The sequence below is a fragment of the Mesorhizobium sp. M1342 genome (assembly GCF_040317955.1).
Lineage (GTDB): Bacteria > Pseudomonadota > Alphaproteobacteria > Rhizobiales > Rhizobiaceae > Mesorhizobium.
The window spans coordinates 161677-178941 of the sequence record NZ_JAMYLI010000007.1 but is presented as its reverse complement, the minus strand read 5'-3'; the positions used below and the strand labels follow the sequence as shown (position 1 = coordinate 178941).

18 protein-coding genes are annotated in these 17265 nt (G+C 61.8%); 7 read left to right on the top strand and 11 right to left on the bottom strand.

The genetic code is table 11. From position 1 onward, the window contains the following. Positions 1-23: 23 nt before the first annotated feature. A complete protein-coding gene (gene cpaB, locus NKH06_RS09560; RefSeq protein ID WP_352892835.1) occupies positions 24-1058 on the bottom strand; it encodes a Flp pilus assembly protein CpaB in 1035 nt (344 codons plus the stop codon). 88 nt (positions 1059-1146) lie between these two features. Then, complete coding sequence (locus NKH06_RS09555) at positions 1147-1356, bottom strand: Flp family type IVb pilin (protein ID WP_352892834.1); 210 nt, start codon at positions 1354-1356, stop codon at positions 1147-1149. Positions 1357-1886: 530 nt separating this feature from the next. On the opposite strand from NKH06_RS09555, the gene NKH06_RS09550 reads away from it, so the two are divergent. The 5 genes from NKH06_RS09550 to NKH06_RS09530 are packed head-to-tail and all read left to right on the top strand — an operon-like array spanning position 1887 to position 6354. Next, on the top strand, positions 1887-3275 hold the full coding sequence (locus tag NKH06_RS09550; RefSeq protein WP_352892832.1) for a TadA family conjugal transfer-associated ATPase: 1389 nt from the start codon (positions 1887-1889) through the stop codon (positions 3273-3275). Next, entirely contained in the window at positions 3275-4246 is a 972-nt protein-coding gene (locus NKH06_RS09545; protein ID WP_352892829.1) for a type II secretion system F family protein, read from the top strand. Before NKH06_RS09550 ends, NKH06_RS09545 begins: the two co-directional genes overlap by 1 nt. A gap of 18 nt (positions 4247-4264) precedes the next feature. After that, positions 4265-5218 carry a type II secretion system F family protein gene (locus NKH06_RS09540; RefSeq protein ID WP_352892878.1) on the top strand — a complete coding sequence of 318 codons (954 nt, stop codon included), beginning with the start codon at positions 4265-4267 and terminating at the stop codon, positions 5216-5218. A gap of 52 nt (positions 5219-5270) precedes the next feature. Further along, positions 5271-5813, top strand: a complete 543-nt coding sequence (locus NKH06_RS09535) for a tetratricopeptide repeat protein (RefSeq protein WP_352892828.1) — start codon at positions 5271-5273, stop codon at positions 5811-5813. A gap of 1 nt (position 5814) precedes the next feature. Then, positions 5815-6354 (top strand): prepilin peptidase, encoded by a 540-nt coding sequence (locus NKH06_RS09530; protein WP_352892826.1) that lies wholly within the window; start codon positions 5815-5817, stop codon positions 6352-6354. Positions 6355-6532: 178 nt separating this feature from the next. Here the strand turns inward: NKH06_RS09530 and NKH06_RS09525 are convergent, their stop codons facing one another. From NKH06_RS09525 to NKH06_RS09500, 6 genes are all read right to left on the bottom strand, one after another. Continuing rightward, positions 6533-7468 (bottom strand): nucleoside hydrolase, encoded by a 936-nt coding sequence (locus NKH06_RS09525; protein WP_013530291.1) that lies wholly within the window; start codon positions 7466-7468, stop codon positions 6533-6535. An 8-nt stretch (positions 7469-7476) separates the two neighbouring features. After that, positions 7477-8490, bottom strand: a complete 1014-nt coding sequence (locus tag NKH06_RS09520) for a nucleoside hydrolase (protein ID WP_127292944.1) — start codon at positions 8488-8490, stop codon at positions 7477-7479. An 11-nt stretch (positions 8491-8501) separates the two neighbouring features. After that, complete coding sequence (locus NKH06_RS09515; protein WP_352892824.1) at positions 8502-9488, bottom strand: ABC transporter permease; 987 nt, start codon at positions 9486-9488, stop codon at positions 8502-8504. Next, positions 9476-10516: an ABC transporter permease gene (locus NKH06_RS09510; RefSeq protein WP_023809105.1), complete on the bottom strand. Its 1041-nt coding sequence runs from the start codon at positions 10514-10516 to the stop codon at positions 9476-9478. The genes NKH06_RS09515 and NKH06_RS09510 overlap by 13 nt, the downstream gene beginning before the upstream one ends. Further along, positions 10513-12042, bottom strand: coding sequence for an ABC transporter ATP-binding protein (locus NKH06_RS09505; protein WP_502914441.1), 1530 nt, complete (start codon positions 12040-12042; stop codon positions 10513-10515). Before NKH06_RS09505 ends, NKH06_RS09510 begins: the two co-directional genes overlap by 4 nt. 136 nt (positions 12043-12178) lie before the next feature. Further along, the gene (locus NKH06_RS09500; RefSeq protein ID WP_013530296.1) at positions 12179-13183 is read right to left on the bottom strand and encodes a BMP family lipoprotein; all 1005 of its coding nucleotides are present in this window, start codon (positions 13181-13183) and stop codon (positions 12179-12181) included. Between the two features lie 254 nt (positions 13184-13437). On the opposite strand from NKH06_RS09500, the gene NKH06_RS09495 reads away from it, so the two are divergent. Both NKH06_RS09495 and NKH06_RS09490 read left to right on the top strand, forming a co-directional pair. Then, positions 13438-14022, top strand: a complete 585-nt coding sequence (locus tag NKH06_RS09495) for an amino acid synthesis family protein (RefSeq protein WP_352892819.1) — start codon at positions 13438-13440, stop codon at positions 14020-14022. Next, positions 14019-14603: an amino acid synthesis family protein gene (locus NKH06_RS09490; protein ID WP_352774173.1), complete on the top strand. Its 585-nt coding sequence runs from the start codon at positions 14019-14021 to the stop codon at positions 14601-14603. Before NKH06_RS09495 ends, NKH06_RS09490 begins: the two co-directional genes overlap by 4 nt. 3 nt (positions 14604-14606) lie before the next feature. Here the strand turns inward: NKH06_RS09490 and NKH06_RS09485 are convergent, their stop codons facing one another. From NKH06_RS09485 to NKH06_RS09475, 3 genes are read right to left on the bottom strand one after another with little or no spacing between them, the layout of a single operon-like run. Further along, a complete protein-coding gene (locus NKH06_RS09485) occupies positions 14607-15800 on the bottom strand; it encodes an amidohydrolase family protein (protein WP_023809101.1) in 1194 nt (397 codons plus the stop codon). A gap of 44 nt (positions 15801-15844) precedes the next feature. Then, positions 15845-16396, bottom strand: coding sequence for a MarR family winged helix-turn-helix transcriptional regulator (locus NKH06_RS09480; RefSeq protein ID WP_023809100.1), 552 nt, complete (start codon positions 16394-16396; stop codon positions 15845-15847). Between the two features lie 49 nt (positions 16397-16445). After that, positions 16446-17090 (bottom strand): cysteine hydrolase family protein, encoded by a 645-nt coding sequence (locus NKH06_RS09475; RefSeq protein WP_128302615.1) that lies wholly within the window; start codon positions 17088-17090, stop codon positions 16446-16448. Positions 17091-17265: the final 175 nt, after the last annotated feature.

Here is a 17265-nt window from a genome sequence, read left to right as displayed (position 1 = left end):
CTCGTTTTATTAGCCGCACCTTATCATGGTTGTCGCGGCACGTCATATGTCTCGAGTTTCACGCCCCGAAAGACGCCGATCGTCGCTCGTGCCGGCGGCGCGGGGGTCACATATTTGACCACTTCCTTGACGACCGGCTGCGGTGCCGCCACCACGGCTGGAGCCGGCTTTACCTTGCCCAGTTCGTCGAGGCGGCTTCCCACTTTTTCCACGGCCTGCGTCAAACCGGCTATCTTGTCTGCGGCGCGTTTGCGTTCCTCCGCGGCCGCGGCTTCCGCTGCTGCCTTCTTGTCGAGTTCCGCCTGTCTGGCGGCGACATCGGCCGGTGTTTCGCCGGTCAGGTCGGAAAGCGTCACACGTTCGGTCGTCTCGCCCTTGTTGGCGGCGGCCTGGCGCAACGCCAGCGACAATTGGCCGGCCCCTGCCGCCAGTGTCAGTTTCTGGGCATCCCTGGTGCTGGCCTCGAGTGTCACGGATTTGACCACCGTCGGGCTCTCTTTGCTGACGTCGGCCACCTGGTCGATGGCGAGCACCTTCATGCTCTGCAGCAGTACGTCGACGAAACTCTTGTCCGCGCCATCGTCGCCGCGCACGGTTCGCGTCAGCAGCACATCGACCCGGTCGCCCGGGAAGACGAAACCGGCAACGCCGAGCACATCGTTCACCCTGATGGAAACGGCTTTCATGCCTTCGCCAAGCACCGCGGAAAGCGTGGCACGCTGGCCAGGCCCGGTGATCTTGCTGGCGAGTACAGGCTCGTTGGCGCTAATGGTCTGCAACGCCTGCCTTGTGCCTTCGCCGGCCAAGGCCTCTTTCGTTGTCTTGAAGGCGCCCGTTGGAATCGAGCCTGCCGGCCATGCGACTTCGCGCAATTTGTCTGCGGTGAGCGTGTCGCCGAACTTCAGCGGCATTGCCGCTACCACGACCGTGCTGCCTTGAACGGCGCCCGTCTGCGCCATGGCACTGCGCTGGCTGGCCAGCCAGATATTGGCGAGCACCACCGCCAGAATGCCAAACACGCCGGCAAGCACGATCATGATGGCAGTATTAGCGCGCATGAAGTTCGCCCCGTCCTAGCGTTAACTCTGCTATTTAGTGATTGGCCAAGCCCGACACTTCTTCCCGGACTTGGCCATTTCATCTAGATCAACCTGCGGCCGTCACGGTGCATCCGATCGTTGTGGTGTTCAGATTGTCGCAGAGGGCGGTCCATGCGCCGGTGACGTAGGCGCCAACTGCGATGATCAACGTGATCACGGCCGCAGTGATAATGCCGATGAGGATGGAATATTCGACCATGGCAGCGCCGTTTTCATCGTCGCGGAACTGCCGGGTCATCGTCATGAGCTTCTTCATGTCAATTTCTCCCTTTGGAGGTTGGAACCCGACGAGACAGAGCAAAGGATGAAATCCATACCCAAGCATCCCCCGTCATCTCGATCCTAGGTCCCGAGAAAACGTAGAGTCAAACGAGATTAAGGGTTCCTTAACTTTCCTGTACATGATTCGGCAAGAATATTACACTTCCGATTTTACTCAACAGCTTGATTCTTTTCGTTTTTCAAGCGCCTTAACCATTTGTTCACAATTTGGTCCCGGATGTGGCAGGATTGAGGAAGCATTAGTAATAATGCATATTCCTTTATATCTAAGGGCTTAGCTGCCGATGTCGGGCGGTTTATCCCGGAAAATCGGATGAGCCCGGAAAGGGAAATCGACGCTCCGGCCGCAAGCCGCAGCCATATCAAATAAGCACGTTATTACAGGCTCCTGATCTTAACTATGTGGAAAGTATTGAGGATACGCAGACCGCCTGGGCGCTTGTGCCTTCCGTGGTTAACAGTTAGTTTCCGCTAATGAGGGAACTAAGGGGAGTATAAGCGATTATGCTGGGGCGGTTCATCAAGGGGCCAAGTGAATCGAAGGTTGTGGCAAAAGCCGAGCCGTTCGCAGCGCTGGCTGTTGTTCCCGCACTATCTCCGTCAGCCGAGATCGAAGCGCATGGTGACGATTTCCTGACGATCAAGGTCGAGCTACATCGCCACTTGATCGACCGGTTCAACCTGACCGCTCTTGAAAGCGCTTCCAAAGATGAAATCCTGAACGAGATCCGTCCGATCGTTCGCGAGTTCGTTCGCGCTCGCGCGGTGCCGCTGAATGCGCGCGAACTCGATCAACTCACCAGCGACACCGCCGACGAGATGCTCGGGCTCGGGCCAATCGAACCGCTGCTCAAGGACGATTCCATTACCGACATACTGATCAACACCCACAAGCGCGTTTTCATCGAGCGGCGTGGCATTGTCGAAGAAACGCCCATCCGGTTTCGGGACGAGGCGCATCTGCTGCGCGTCATCAACAGGATCGTTTCGGCGATCGGCAGGCGGGTCGATGAATCGTCGCCCATGGTCGATGCGCGGCTGGAAGACGGCTCGCGCGTCAACATCGCGGTGCGGCCAGTCTCGGTCGACGGTCCCCTGGTGTCGATCCGCAAATTCTCGAAGAACCCTTATTCGCTTGAGCGTTTGATGGCATTCAATTCGATCCGTCCGCCGATGATCGAACTGCTGCGGATCGCCGTGCAGGCGCGCAAATCGATCCTGGTTTCGGGCGGCACAGGCAGCGGCAAGACCACCTTGCTCAATGCTCTGTCGAGCTACATCCCTTCGAAAGAGCGGCTGATCACCATCGAGGACGCGGCCGAACTGCAACTGCAGCAGCCGCATGTCGGCCGGCTGGAGACGCGCCCGCCCAATGTCGAGGGTAAGGGCGAAGTTCGCCAGCGCGAACTGCTCAAGAACGCACTGCGCATGCGGCCGGACCGCATCATCGTCGGCGAAGTTCGCGGCGAGGAAGCTTTCGACATGCTGCAGGCGATGAACACCGGCCATGAAGGCTCGATGACAACAATCCATGCCAACACGCCGCGCGACGCGATCTCGCGGCTCGAACAAATGGTTGGCATGGCCGGCATGCCGATGACGCATGATTCGATCCGGGCGCAGATCGCCTCCGCCATCGACATCATTGTGCAGACACAGCGTCTTTCGGACGGCGGCCGGCGTGTCACCTCCATATCGGAACTGACTGGCATGGAGGGCAATGTCGTGCAGCTCCAGGAGATCTATCATTTCGTCCGCCGTGAGGTGACAGCCGAAGGCAAGGTCATCGGAGATTTTCGCGCCACCGGTGTCCGCCCGCGCTTCGCCCCGGAGGCGGCGACGCTTGGCCATCATTTTGCCAAGGACGCCTTCAACCCGCAGGTTGCCCTCTGATGTTGACTGGTCAGGCTCTGCTCTACTTTATCTATGTGCTCGCGGCGGCATCGGTCATTCTCGCCGGCGAGGCGCTGTATCTTTCCTTTGCTAATCGCCGGTCACGGATGGGCGCGATCAATCATCGGCTGAGGCGGCTGACTGATGACACTCCGGCCGAACGGACCTTGCAAGGATTGTTGCGCGAGCGCGGGCTGTCCGAGTCGGGTGACTTTCTCTTTGGTCTAGTCGGGCTGAACCGGCTCTACACACAATCCGGCATTACTGGAAACCCATTGGCCTTCGCCGCGATTTTCCTCCTCGCCGGGCTGGTACTGGCGTTGCTTATGTCGATGATACTGCGCTTCTCAACCTTGTCGGCACTTATCGTTTTTCTGGTGGTCGGATTTGTGCTGCCATTTCTCGTTCTCCGCCGCGCTCGTAATAGGCGAATCCAGAAGTTCGCGAGGCAATTGCCGGATGCACTAGACATGATTGTTCGTTCACTGCGCGCCGGACATCCGGCTTCTGTGGCGATTGGTCTCGTCGCCCGTGAAATGCCGGATCCGCTCGGCACCGAGTTCGGCATCGTGGCGGACGAAATTACTTTTGGCCTCAGCATGGAGCAGGCCGTACGAAAACTTTCCCAACGTGTTGGCTTCGAAGGCCTTCATCTGCTGTCGGTGTCGCTATCGATTCAGGCTAAGACCGGAGGCAATTTGACCGGGATACTGTCCAATCTTTCGTCGGTACTGCGCGAAAGACAGAAACTCAGGTTGAAGATCAGGGCGCTTTCGGCCGAAGGTCGAGTATCCGCGTGGATCATCTCGCTGTTTCCGCTGGTGATGTTCGGAATCCTTCTCGTTGTATCTCCGAGTTACTACGGTGGGGTTTGGAAGAGCCCACTGATCACGCCTGTATTTTTGACCTTCGGCCTGTGGGCCCTTCTCGGCGACTTTATCATGTATCGCATGGTCAATTTTGATTTCTGAAGGGAGCGAGCCATAAATCTGTTTTCGAACTTCCAAGAAGACCTGGGTCTCCTGGTTTCCAGTGCCGTTTTCGTGGCGGCGGTGGCGCTTTTCTTATTCGGTGCGCTTATCTTATTGCCGGCGCTGCAGACGCGAAAGCTAGTAGCGCAAAACCTGATGGCCGATGAAATTGCCAACCGCCGGTCGCTCGTTGGCCAGGAACAGATTGCCAAGATTGCGGCGCAGCGTCCAGTCGAGGCGTATTTCCGATCAATGGAGAAGGAGCGGAACGAGCCAAGCGCGCTGGAAGCAAAACTCTTTCGCGCCGGATTCTATCAGGCAAGTGCGCCGCTGATCTATACGTTGTCGCGGCTTGGTGCAGTCGGTATCGGGTTTTTAGCTGCCTACGCGCTCCTGTCCAGGGTATTGCCGCCCCAATTGCCCGGTTTCGTGACTTTAGCCGTGTCTGCGTTATTCGGCCTCGGCTGCATCGTGATCCCAAGCATTTTGCTTGATCGCTTTGAGAGCGGGCAAAAAAAGATCTACCGTCGCGGCTTTCCGGATTTCATGGATATGATGATCACTTGCGCCGATGCCGGCATGAGCCTGGAGGCGGCGGTCGAACGTGTCAGTGGCGAACTGGCCGGCACTCACAAATGGCTCGGCATTCAGCTTTCGATCATGACTCTGCAACTGCGCGCCGGTAAGCCGCTGCGAGAAGCACTGCGCGAACTCGCTGACCGCGTCGGACTTGATGAGGCGCGGGCTTTGGCTGTGCTGTTTAGGCAGTCGGAAGAACTTGGCACGAGCCTGACCGACGCTTTGCGCGTTTACAGCGAAGAGATGCGCGGTCAGAGGATTCTGAGTGCAGAGGAACGCGCCAATTCTCTGCCTGTGAAGATGATGATTCCATTGGGGCTGTGTATCTTCCCGGTGGTTATGATGGTTATCATGTTGCCGGTGATCATTCGCATGAGAGGCGTTTTCTTCTAGTTTGATATATCATTTGGTCCTAATGTGAGTCGGGGACCCAGGGGACACATTTATGAAGAGGGTTATCGTGGCCGCGGCCTGTCTGCTCATGGCGGTGCTTGCCGGCTGCCAGACGGCGGACATAACCGACGGGGTCGTCCGCACCAACGAGCCGTCGAAAGGCGACGTGACGTCGTTTGGCGATGCTTTCGACGGGCTGAAGACGGTCAGCGATGTCGAATATTACGCCTCGGACCAGGCCGTTGCCGAAGCCAAAAACCAGTTCCGTGCCGAGAATTACGGCAATGCCGGCGCGCTGTTCTTCAAGGCGACGCAGCTGGCGCCCAATGATGGCAACGCCTGGATGGGGCTGGCCGCCTGCACCGACCGGATCCGCCGCTTCGACCTGTCCGACAAGGCCTATGCCAAGGCCTTCAAGCTGGTCGGCGCGACGCCCGAATATTACAACAATGTCGGCTATTCCTACCTGCTGCGCGGCAAGCTGCAGGATGCGCGCTCGAACTTCCTCAAGGCTTACGAACTGGCGCCCAACGACCCGACCGTCGCCAACAATCTGAAGCTTTTGTCGTCAAGCGTGCAGAACGTCGAGCGCTAGCATGCTGCTCGTCGAGGCGCTGCTGCTGAAGGTGCTCGCCATCCCTCTGCTGGCAAGGATTGGCTGGCTCGACTTCACCACCCAGAAGATTTCCAATCGCGACGTGCTGCTGCTGCTCTGCCTGGGCGCCGGGGGCCTGCTGTTGCTGTCGCTCCAGTCCGGATCGTGGTGGGACATGGGGCTGAGCGCTCTCGCCGGACTTCTGCTGTTCGTCGCGCTCTTCCCCTTCTGGGCCTTGCGCAAGATCGGCGCCGGGGATGTCAAGCTGCTGGCAGTCGTGCCATTCCTGATCAGCGGCGGCGCTCTCGCGGTGTTTTCGGTGCTGCTTCTGGTTTTCGCCCTGGCGACCGCGGCGATCGTGAAAAACCCGTTCATGCTGCCCGCGGGCGCTTTTCGGCTTGTCGTGCAGCATCTGGACCGCAAGGGCGTGGTGCCGTTCGGCGTGCCGATCGCGCTAGCCGCGATCTGTACACTGGCGTTCCTGATCTACAGGAGTTTGATGGTCGCGAGCAGCTCTGGAATCCTCAACCAGCTCAACTGACCCTGACATCTCACGCGGCTGAATTGTCAGGGAGATTTGACGGAGCAAACAAAAACCCGCCTGTGCGGCGGGTCATTGGCGTAAATCTGCACCATAGACAAAAATATACCATAGCTGAGGGCAGGGAGTCAAGAAAAAATTCCTATCGTGAAACGCTGCCTGCGCCGCGGCGCTCCGTTCAGTCCCGCAGCAGATCGAACATCAGCTTGAAGAAGCGGTCCGCATCGACCTCGTGGGCGATGCGGGCATTGTCCTTTTCACCGCGCTCGCCCCAGTAATCGGCGATGGTCGCGCCGAAGGCGTAGGTGCCGGACAGATCGACGCCGATATGGGCAGGGCGCGTGCGCACCAATGTCGGGTCGATGGCCAGCGCCAGCGCCAGCGGATCGTGCATGGCGCCGCCGACGCCCATCGAGTTGCGGTGCAGCTTCTCGTAGAACAGCAGCCAGTCGTTGACGAGCCGGCCGAGCGGCGTGTCGATGGTGGCGAGTTCGGCATATTGCGGCGCCTCGATCAGCACCTGCATGGTGACGTCGAGGCCGACCATCAGGATCGGCACGCCGCTGTCGAGGACGATCTTCAGCGCTTCGGGGTCGCAGAACGCGTTGAACTCGGTCGGCGTGATGATCTCGCTCTTGCGGTAGAACACGCCGCCCATCCAGATCAGCTCCTTGATCTTGGGCAGCACGTCGCGATGCTTGAGGATCATCAGGCCGATATTGCTGAGCGGGCCGGTGGCAACGACCAGGATCGGTTCGGGCGCGGCGCGCAGTCTGTCGGCCAGGAAATCGACGGCATGCTGGTCGACCGGCTTAATCGTCGCCTGCGGCAGGTAGGGCGAGCCCTCGAGCCCGCTCGGGCCATCGGCGGTGCCGAGCACCAGCGGGCGCGCCAGCGGGCGGTGACAGCCCTGCGCGACAGGCACGTCGCCGGCGCCGATATATTCAAGGATGCGCAAGGCATTGGCGGTCGTCTTCTCGACCTCCGCATTGCCGCAGGTCGTGGTGACGCCGATGAGTTCGATGGCCGGCGAGCGATGCGCCATGACCAGCGCAATGGCGTCGTCGTGGCCGGGGTCGCAGTCGAACAGGATAGGAGTTGGCTTGGTCATCATGTCGTCTTTCACGCCGCCCGCTCGTAGCGCGCTATGGTTTTCTTGAAGCCGTCGAGGAAACGCCGGCCGTCGAGGCCGGTGCAGATGCGGGTGGTCTTGGGCCCGCCGCCGGGCAGCAATTGCCGGCCGCGATAAGCGACGGTCTGGCCGCGCGCCAGCCGGCCGTCGAGCACGACGTCGGCGAACAGCGGCTCGGTCATCGTCGCCAGGCCGGGATCGAAAGCCAGCGCCACGGTGATCACGTCGTCCATCGGGAACCCGACGAGGTCGAAGAATTCGCGCCAGATGTCGATGTAGATCGGGAAGCTGTCGGCGATCATCTCAAGGACGGGATTGTCCCTCGCCACGGCCTGCATGTCGGCGATGTCGTCGCGTGTCAGCATCGAATCGGCGACGCGGTTGTCCTCGCAGATGTCGAGCGGGACGAGGATCTTCTCGACATCGGCGTTGAGCACGATGCGCGAAGCCTCCGGATCGGCCCAGATGTTGTACTCCGACAGGGGTGTGATGTTGCCCGGTGTCTGGAAATTACCGCCGAGCACGATCAGCCGCTTCAGTGCACCGGTCAGTCCCGGCTCCTGCAACAGCGCCATCGCCGCGTTGGTCAGCGGGCCGGTCGTCACCAGCGTGATCTCGCCCGGATTGGCCATGACCGTGCCGATGATGAAATCGACCGCATGTCCCGATGTGGCCTGGCGCACCGGCGTCGGCGCCGGCGGGTTGAACTTCTTCAGGCGATCGCCGAAACGGGCAACGAGCCGTTTTTCGAAATGCACCGGCGCCTCCATGTCGGCCTTGGCGTTGCCGACGATCGGCCGCCACGCGCCGGCGTGAACCGGGATGTCGTCACGCCCGGCGAGCGTCAGCGTGTTGAGGACGACGTTGGTGACCTGCTCGATCGGGCCGGCAGCACCGGTCACGGTGGTCACGCCCTCGAGCCGGAGCTTCGGATTGACCGCTGCAAACAGCACGGCGAGAATATCGTCGCCGGCCGAATCCACGTCGAGGATTATGCGTTCCATAAAGGCTTCCTTCACTGGGGATTTTTGCGGCCGGGTTCAGTGTTCTTGTCGACCGACAGCAGCTTACGCATCGATTCCAGCGTCTCGGCGATAACCCTTGGACGCGCCCGGTAGGACAGCGCGAACAATGCGATCAGCGCGACGACATAGGGGACGGTGAGAACCAGGTAGGAGGGATAGCCGAACGTCTGCAGGCGCAGCGAAAAAGCATCGGCGAAGCCGAACAGCAGGCAGCCGGCCAGAACCTTCAGCGGATCGCCGTTGGAAAAGATCAGGATCGCCACCGCCATGAAACCACGGCCCGACGACATGTTTTCGGTGAACATGGTGATGTAGCCGAGTGACAGATGCGCGCCGGCGAGGCCCGCCAGCAATCCGCACAGCAGGGACGCGATGTAGCGGACGCGGGTGATCGATATGCCAAGCGCCTCGGCGGCTTCCGGCTTTTCGCCGACGACGCGGATATAGAGGCCGAGCCGCGTCCGGTTGTAGCAGACGACCAGCAGCGGCACGGCGATGAAAGCGGCATAGACGAGCGGCGTGAAGCCGGAGATCAGCGGCGCCCACGAGCCGAGAAGGTCGCGGGCACCGGGCAGCTGGACTTTCGGCAGGCCGACGATGCCGTGACCGACGATCGAACCGCGCGTGCCGAAGATCGCTTTCATCAGCGAGATCGTCATGCCGCCGGCCAGGATGTTGAGCGCCAGCCCGACGACCACTTCATTGGCCTTGAAGCTCACCACCAGGACAGCAAAAACCAGGGCGAAGACGAGCGCCGCCGCAACGCCGCAGGCGACCCCCGCCAGTGCGGAACCGGTCCAGATCGAACCGAGGACGGCGAAGAAGGCGCCGACCAGCATCTGCCCCTCGAGGCCGATGTTGAAGATGCCGGCCTTGGTGGTGAACGAGCCGCCAAGCGCGACCAGGAGGATGGGCGCGGTGGTGCGAAGCGTCGCCGCGATCAGCGCGACGTTGATGAGCTTGTCTAGAATTTCCATCGCCGCTCCCCTGCCTGGCTGTCGCCGCGCTTTCTCACCAGCACCTGGGCCGACACGCTGAGGATGATCAGCGCCTGGATCACGGTGATGATCTCGCGCGACGCGCTGGTATCGACCTCGAGCAGCAGCGATCCGTTGCGCAGGGCGCCGAAGAACAGTGCGGTGAAGATGGTGGCGACAGGCGAGCCATTGGCAAGCAGGGCGGCGATCAGCCCGTCGAAGCCGAAACCGGGGGCAAATCCTTCCATGAAGCGGTGATGGACGCCGAGCGTCTCGACGCCGCCGGCCAGCCCGCCGACGGCCCCCGAAAGCAGCAGGACCAGGAAACCCTGCCGTTTCACGTTGACGCCGCCATATTCGGCGAATTTCGGCGCCGAACCGACCATCGTGACGCCGTAACCCCATTTGGTGTAGCGGAAGACAAGGGCTGCGCCGACCGCCAGCACCAGGCCAATGACCAGGCCCCAGTTCAACCGCGAAAAGGTGAAGATCTCCGGCAGATAGGAAGTCGCCAGGATCGGCGGCGTCTCCGACCAGCCACCCGGCCGCTTGAACAGGAAGATGGTGAAGTAGGACGTGAGCAGCACCGCCACGTAGTTCGACAGGATCGTCGAGACGACCTCGTTGGTGTTGTAGCGGGCGCGGAAGTAGGCGGGGATGGCGACCCAGGCCGCGCCTGCCACGACCGCGAGCGCCAGCGCGGCCAGCGTGTGAATGCCCGCGGGCAGGGGCATGGCAAAGCCGACCCAGGCGGCAGCGAAGCCGCCGAGGAACAGCTGGCCCTCGATGCCGACGTTGAACATGCCGCCGCGCAGGCCGATGCAGGCGGCGACACCGCAGATCAGGATCGGCGTCGTCTGCAGCAAGGTCCCGGCGATCTTCTCCTGATCGCCGAAGGCGCCGCGCAACAGCGTCATGAACACACGCAACGGGCTTTCGCCGACCATGAGGATGATGATCGCGCCCATCAGCAGCGCCACGCCGATGGCGATGACCTGGCCGGAAACGGCACGCAAATGGTCTTTCATGATGCGATCTCCGCGGCGAATTCCGGCGCGGCCACGCCTGCCATCATCATGCCGATGCGCTCCTCGTCGGCATCGTCGCCGGCGACCTCGCCCATGATCCGCCCGTTGAACATCACCAGGATGCGGTCGGCAAGGGCGGCCAGTTCGTCGAGCTGCACGGAAATCAGCAGGATTGCGCGGCCGGCGGCGCGCTGGCGCATGATCTCGTCATGAATGGCCTCCTGGGCGCCGATGTCGACGCCGCGCGTCGGCTGGTCGATCAGCAGGAAATCGGCGCCATTGGTGAATTCGCGTGCCAGAACGACCTTCTGGATATTTCCACCCGAAAGCCGCTTGACGGCATCGCCCGGTCCCCGCGCGCGAATATCAAAGTCCTTGATCAGCGTTTCGGCGTTTTGATTTATGGCATTCCAGTTGAGCATGCCGCCGCGGCTCCATGGCGCGCGATGCTGGCGGCCCATCAGGGTGTTGGCCGCTATCGAAGCGTTGCGATCGACCCCGCGCACCATGCGGTCGCCTGGAACATGGGCGAGGCCTGCCTGGCGGATCGCGGCGGGGGAGAGAGCGGTGAGATTCTGGCCCTTCAGCCACGCCCCGCCATGGCTTGCCGGTCGCAGGCCCGAAAGCACTTCCGCCAGCTCCGTCTGACCATTGCCGGCCACACCCGCGATCCCCACCACCTCGCCGGAGCGGACGGTGAAACTGGCGTTGCGAAGGGCCGGCAGCAGGCGATCGTCGCGCGCCCACAGATCCTTCACTTCGAGCACCACGTCGCCGTGCAGCGACGCACGCGCCCGGCGGTCGAAGCTGACCTCGCGGCCGACCATCATATGCACCAACTCGTCCTTGCTGAGTTCGGCCGTCGGCCGGGTCGCCACCTTCCTGCCGTTGCGCAGCACCGTCACCGTGTCGGACACTTCCATCACTTCTTCCAAGTGATGCGAAATGAAGATCACCGTCATGCCTTCGGCCACGAAGCTGCGCAGTGTCTGGAACAGTTCACGGCTTTCCTGCGGCGTCAGCACGGCGGTCGGTTCGTCGAGGATGATGGTGCGCGCGCCGCGCACCAGGACCTTCAGGATTTCGATGCGTTGCTCTATGCCGACCGAGAGCAGTCCGACGCGCTCGGTCGGATCGACCTGCAAGCCGAAGCGCTTCGACAGATCACGCGTGCGCGCAACCTGTGCGGCGTGGTCGATCAGCCCATGGCGACGGATTTCCATGCCGAGAAAGACGTTGTCGGCAACCGAGAGCGAGGGAACCAGCTTGAAATGCTGGTGAACCATGCCGAGGCCGGCCTTTATCGCCACGGACGGGTCGGCGATCACGATCTCTTCACCGTTCAGCCGGATCGAGCCTTCGTCCGGCTGCAAGAGGCCGAACAGGATGTTCATCAGCGTCGTCTTGCCGGCGCCGTTCTCGCCGATGATGGCGTGGATCTCGCCGCAGCGGACCGCAAGGTCGATGCCGTCATTGGCGACGAATGCGCCAAAACGCTTGGTGATGCCAGTCAACTCGACGGCCATCGCGGCATTGCTGTGGAGGGTCGGCGACCCCGGCGTGTTCGACAACGTGGCTCTCGCAGATTGGACACTGATCCGCCGCGGCAAGCCGCGGCGGATCAGTGTAGCGCTTTCTTGGGAGGGAGGCGCTGTTGTTGGCTTATTTTGCCTTGGCGATCACGATCTTGCCGTCAACGATGCCCTTTTTGATCTCATCGAGCTTGGCGGTCATCTCTGCCGGGATCTTGGCGGCGATGTCATCGCAGACCTTGACCTCGACACCGCCCGAGGCGAGGTCGAAAGTGCGGGTGCCGGCGGTGATCTTGCGGCCCTCGACCTCGTCCTTGATCAGCGTGTAGACGGCGATGTCGCCGCGCTTCAGCATGCTGGCGAGCACATTTCCGGGAGCCGAGCCGCACATGTCGATGTCGACGCCGATCGAATATTTGTCGACCGCGGCACTTGCCTGCATCACGCCTTCACCCGTCGGGCCGGCGACGTTGTAGACAATGTCGGAGCCTTGGCCGTAAAGCGCCTGGGCAAGTTCGCTTCCCTTGGCCGGGTCGTCGAAGGTTCCGGCGAAGACGGAGTTTACCTTGACGTCGGGCGCGGCATATTTAGCGCCTTGCTCGTAGCCGCCCAGGAAGTTGCGGATCACCGGGATATCTCGGCCGCCGACAAAGCCGATCGCCTTGCCGTCGCCGATCTTGTCGAAGGCGGTGCCCTTGGCTTCGATCATGCCGGCAAGCGCGCCGGCGACGAAGGATCCCTGCTCCTCGGCGAAATTGGCGTAGATCATCTTGGGGTTGTCGAGGACGCCATCGATGAACACGAAGCGCTGGTCAGGATATTCGGCGCTGACCTTTTGCAGCGAGTCCACCAGCTCCCAGCCCATCACGAAGATGAGGTCGTACTGTTTGCCCTTGGCAAGATTCTCGAACTGCTGCTGGTAGTCGAGCGCGCGATTGCCGGTGTCGACCAGCTTGAGGTCGATGCCGAAATCGGTCTTGGCCTTGTTGAGGCCGTTGACGATCGAAACGCCGAAGCCCTGGGCAAAATATCCCGAGATGGCGGCCACGGAAACCTTGGCCTGTGCCGCGGCCGGTCCGAACGAAATGGCAAGCATCGTGCCGGCCAGAAATAAACTCTTGAGCGCCCTTTTCATGTCATTCCCCTTCAGCTTTTTTCAGCTTTTGAAGCCACGCTTTGACCATCCCCACGTGTCCGCCGGGACAACGGCGAGTTCGTTGATGGTCATATGAGTTTAGGAGCGGCTTAACAGGCTGTCAATCGTCATCCGATGCAGTTTTCTTGGCCCTTCGCCCACTTGCTCGACGTCTGCGCTTGACAAATGTCCATGGGCATAATTGTTGATACTCTAATGAGTTTTTATGAACGACGGGATGAAGGAAGCGAACGATGCCGGCTGTGGTGGTCAGGAAATTTCTGGTTCAGGTCGAAGAGATATTCCATGAGGGCGGACCCCACGCGGCACGCCCGCTCAAGCGGGGCGCGGTCGTCGCGGTCATCGCCAACCCTTTTGCCGGACGTTATGTCGAAGAGATCACTGGCTTCATGGAAGACCTGAAGCCGCTCGGTCTCGATATGGCTCGGCGCCTGATCGACGCCATTGGTGAAGGCGGCCAGGCCATCGAAGGCTATGGCAAGGGTGCCATAGTCGGCGCCGCCGGCGAGCTTGAACACGGCGCGCTCTGGCATAATCCGGGCGGCTATGCGATGCGTGAACTGCTCGGCAATGCCAAGGCGATCGTGCCTTCGACCAAGAAGGTCGGCGGCCCCGGAACGCGCATCGATATCCCGATCACGCACATAAACGCCTCCTATGTGCGCAGCCATTTCGATGCGATCGAGATCGGCATTGCCGATGCGCCGCGCGGCGACGAAATGGCCGTCATCCTGGCGATGACCACCGGCGCACGCGTTCATGCACGGGTCGGCGGGCTTTCCGCCGCCGACATCAAGGGCGAGGACGGATTGCGATGAACCCGGAAATCCGCCGTATCATCACCATCGTCGAGGAAACCCGGATCGAAGGCGGGCGGCCCGTCGATCCGCCGACGCGGCGTGCCGCAGCCATCGCGGTGATCCGCAACCCCTATGCGGGTACCTACGTCGAGGACCTGTCGGCACTGAGCGCCATAGGCGAAGCATTGGGAGATATCTTGCCCAAGCGCGCCGTCGCTGCTCTGGGCATTGTCGGCGACCGGGTCGAGAGCTTCGGCAAGGCCGCCGCCGTCGGCGCCGACGGTGAGCTCGAACATGCCGCCGCCATCCTTCATCCAAAGCTCGGTGCCCCGTTCCGCGATGTGCTCGGCAAGGGGGCCGCGCTCATTCCTTCATCGAAGAAGCGCGGCGGCCTCGGCGTGCCGCTCGATATTCCGCTCGGTCACAAGGATGCGGCGCGGGTGCGCAGCCATTTCGACGGCATGGAGGTTCGTGTTCCCGACGCACCGCGGGCCGACGAGATCGTCGTCGCTATCGCCGTCACCGATTCCGGCAGGCCGCACCCGCGCGTCGGCGGGCTGACCAAGGACAAGATTGTCGGGATTGACGGCGTCGGCTGACCGTCAGGCCGCCAGGACTTCCGGCACCCGCATCGCCGGAGGCGTATTTCTGCTCCGGCCGGTCCGCACCACGCCGTCGATGACGACCATTCCAATGCCTGGAAGATTGCCCAGCGCCACGCTGTCGAGCAGCCCGTCGCCGGCACCGCCGATCGCTTGATCCATGAAGATCAGGTCGGCGGCGCGACCGGCCTCGATGATGCCGCGATCATCCAGTCCGCGCACACGCGCCGTGTTGCCGCTGGCAAGACAGAACGCCACTTCCGGCGCGATACCACCCAGCGAAGCCAGCATGGTCAGGGTTCGCAGGATGCCAAGCGGCTGCACGCCGGATCCGGCCGGGCTGTCGGTGCCGAGGATGACGCGCGAAAGTTCGCCGCGCTGCCTTGCCAGGTCGAGCACGAACAGTCCGGTGCGCAAATTGCCGTTATGGACGATTTCAAGCGCCCTCGAGCCCTTCTCGCAGATCTGCCGTATTTCCGCGTCGGGCAGGGCGGTTGGCCCGCCATTGACGTGCGCGACGATGTCGGCGTCGACCTCCAGCACGACATCCGCGCCGATGCGGCCGGAGCCGGGCAGGGATGGACCGCCCGTGTGGGTCATCGAGGTCATGCCGTATTTGCGCGCCCAGGCGATCATCTGCCGGCCGGTCGGCCCGTCCTTGACGCCGCCAAGTCCGACCTCGCCGACAAGCGTCACGCCGGCCTCGGCGAGACTGCGGAAGTCTTCCTCGGTAAGGCCGGGTTCCAGGATCGGTGCCCCGGCCAGGATCTTCATGCCGTTCGGACGGAAGTTGGAGAAGGTGCGTTGGGCAGCGATCGCCAGCGCCTTCAGCCCGACAAGGTCGCGCGGTCGGCCCGGCGTGTGGACTTCACCCGCCGAGATCATGGTGGTGACGCCGCCATGCACAGTCGAATCCATCCAGCCGATCTGGTTCTGCCGAGGCGTCCAGTCGCCGGCCACCGGATGGGCGTGGTTATCGATAAGACCCGGCGAGACCGCACAGCCCATCGCATCGATGATCGTCGCCGCGCTGCCGCCATCAATGTCGCCTGCCTTGCCAATGCTGGTGATGCGTCCATCGCTCACGACGATGGTGTCGGCGTCGATGATCGGTTGTGCGAGATCGCCACTCAGCATGAGACCGATATTGCGGACGACGAGCGTGTTGGCAGACGACTGGGAGTCGGACGACATCGGTTCTCACTTTTGCTGTTATGGAAAAAAGGACTGGACGCGGCTTATTTGCCGCCGTCGCCATTCGATGGGTCGTCGTCGTTGATGCGCTGGAGCAGGCGAAGCAGCGTCGCCTGCTCAGCCGGTGAGAGCGGCGACAGGAACCGCCGCCCGACCTCGACGCTGCGTTCGAGCCGCTCCAGCGTATAGTCGGTCCCTTTGCCGGTCAGCGCGATCATCGTCAGGCGTTGGTCGGTTTCGGAGGCGCTGCGCGTGATCAGCCCGTGTTTGAGCAGTTTGCGCATGACGATGCTGATGGTCGACGGGTCCATCGCCGTCAGCCGGCCGAGATGGTTCTGCGAGACTTCGCCATGCTTGAGGATCGTGGCGAGCGCCGCGAATTGCGTTGGCGAAAGGTCTTCGCCGGCCATCACCTGCTGGAAGCGCAACGTCGCGCGCTGATGCGCCCGGCGGATGACGTGCGCCGGGTGGCGGTCCAATTCATAGCCGGTCTCGGCGTATTGTTGCAGCACTTGCTCGCGGCTCGGGGGTGCATCGCCGCTCGGCGTTTTCGGCGTCGCGCCTTTTTCGGATTGCGGTTTCTTTTCAGTCGTCACACCGGACTCCTATCGCCGCTGTCTTGGATGTCGCCGGTTTGAAAAAAGCTCAAGCCGCGACCTCCGCTGGTTGAAGCGACCTCCCGTCGCGGAGGGCTGCGACGACATCAGCCGAATCGCTGACCACGCCGAAATGGGTCGCTATGTCATAGAGCGAGCTTTCCTGCTCGCGTGGTCCCGTCGCCGCGCAGCAATCGCTTGGCACCACCACCTCATAGCCCTCGAAAAAGGCATCATGGACGGTCGAGCGCACACAGATGTTGGTGACCACGCCGAAGATGATCAACTGATCGGTCTGCATGTCTTTCAGCGTCAGGTCGAGGTCGGTTTGAAAGAAGGCCGAGTAGCGCCGCTTGATCACATGGATCTCGTCATCGCGGGCGCCGAGATCCTCGATGATCTCCGGCCCCCAGCTTCCATCCAGGCAATGCGGTGTGCGCTTCAGCCATTCGCGCTCGCGTCGCATGCCCGGCCGGTGGCTGTCATGGACCCAGATCACCGGCACGCCGGCGGCGCGCGCGGCCTCGATCACGGCCAGTTGCGGCGCGACCAGCGTCTCGTACCCAGGCAGGACCATGGCCCCGCCGGGCTTGCAGAACTCATTGACCATATCGATGACGATAACGGCTGCACGGCGTGGATCGAGGCGCACCGCGTCATCGTGCCGATGTGAGGAAAAACTGTCCACGGACATGGCGAGCTCCTTTGACCGATCGTTGATGCTCATACAAAAAACCCTAGCGGATGCCAAGTCAATCCCGTTCGACGCAAAGCGTGCTGGTCGGCCTTGCGCACCGCGCTCCGACAAGCGTATGCGCTATTTGTCCATCGCGAAATGGCCTTGACAACGCTTGTCAGGCATGTGCTCG

Coding starts and splice junctions, on each gene's coding strand:
- cpaB (WP_352892835.1), bottom strand. CDS start 1,058: ATGCGCGCTAATACTGCCATCATGATCGTGCTTGCCGGCGTGTTTGGC.
- NKH06_RS09555 (WP_352892834.1), bottom strand. CDS start 1,356: ATGAAGAAGCTCATGACGATGACCCGGCAGTTCCGCGACGATGAAAAC.
- NKH06_RS09550 (WP_352892832.1), top strand. CDS start 1,887: ATGCTGGGGCGGTTCATCAAGGGGCCAAGTGAATCGAAGGTTGTGGCA.
- NKH06_RS09545 (WP_352892829.1), top strand. CDS start 3,275: ATGTTGACTGGTCAGGCTCTGCTCTACTTTATCTATGTGCTCGCGGCG.
- NKH06_RS09535 (WP_352892828.1), top strand. CDS start 5,271: ATGAAGAGGGTTATCGTGGCCGCGGCCTGTCTGCTCATGGCGGTGCTT.
- NKH06_RS09530 (WP_352892826.1), top strand. CDS start 5,815: ATGCTGCTCGTCGAGGCGCTGCTGCTGAAGGTGCTCGCCATCCCTCTG.
- NKH06_RS09525 (WP_013530291.1), bottom strand. CDS start 7,468: ATGATGACCAAGCCAACTCCTATCCTGTTCGACTGCGACCCCGGCCAC.
- NKH06_RS09520 (WP_127292944.1), bottom strand. CDS start 8,490: ATGGAACGCATAATCCTCGACGTGGATTCGGCCGGCGACGATATTCTC.
- NKH06_RS09515 (WP_352892824.1), bottom strand. CDS start 9,488: ATGGAAATTCTAGACAAGCTCATCAACGTCGCGCTGATCGCGGCGACG.
- NKH06_RS09510 (WP_023809105.1), bottom strand. CDS start 10,516: ATGAAAGACCATTTGCGTGCCGTTTCCGGCCAGGTCATCGCCATCGGC.
- NKH06_RS09505 (WP_502914441.1), bottom strand. CDS start 12,042: ATGGCCGTCGAGTTGACTGGCATCACCAAGCGTTTTGGCGCATTCGTC.
- NKH06_RS09500 (WP_013530296.1), bottom strand. CDS start 13,183: ATGAAAAGGGCGCTCAAGAGTTTATTTCTGGCCGGCACGATGCTTGCC.
- NKH06_RS09495 (WP_352892819.1), top strand. CDS start 13,438: ATGCCGGCTGTGGTGGTCAGGAAATTTCTGGTTCAGGTCGAAGAGATA.
- NKH06_RS09490 (WP_352774173.1), top strand. CDS start 14,019: ATGAACCCGGAAATCCGCCGTATCATCACCATCGTCGAGGAAACCCGG.
- NKH06_RS09485 (WP_023809101.1), bottom strand. CDS start 15,800: ATGTCGTCCGACTCCCAGTCGTCTGCCAACACGCTCGTCGTCCGCAAT.
- NKH06_RS09475 (WP_128302615.1), bottom strand. CDS start 17,090: ATGTCCGTGGACAGTTTTTCCTCACATCGGCACGATGACGCGGTGCGC.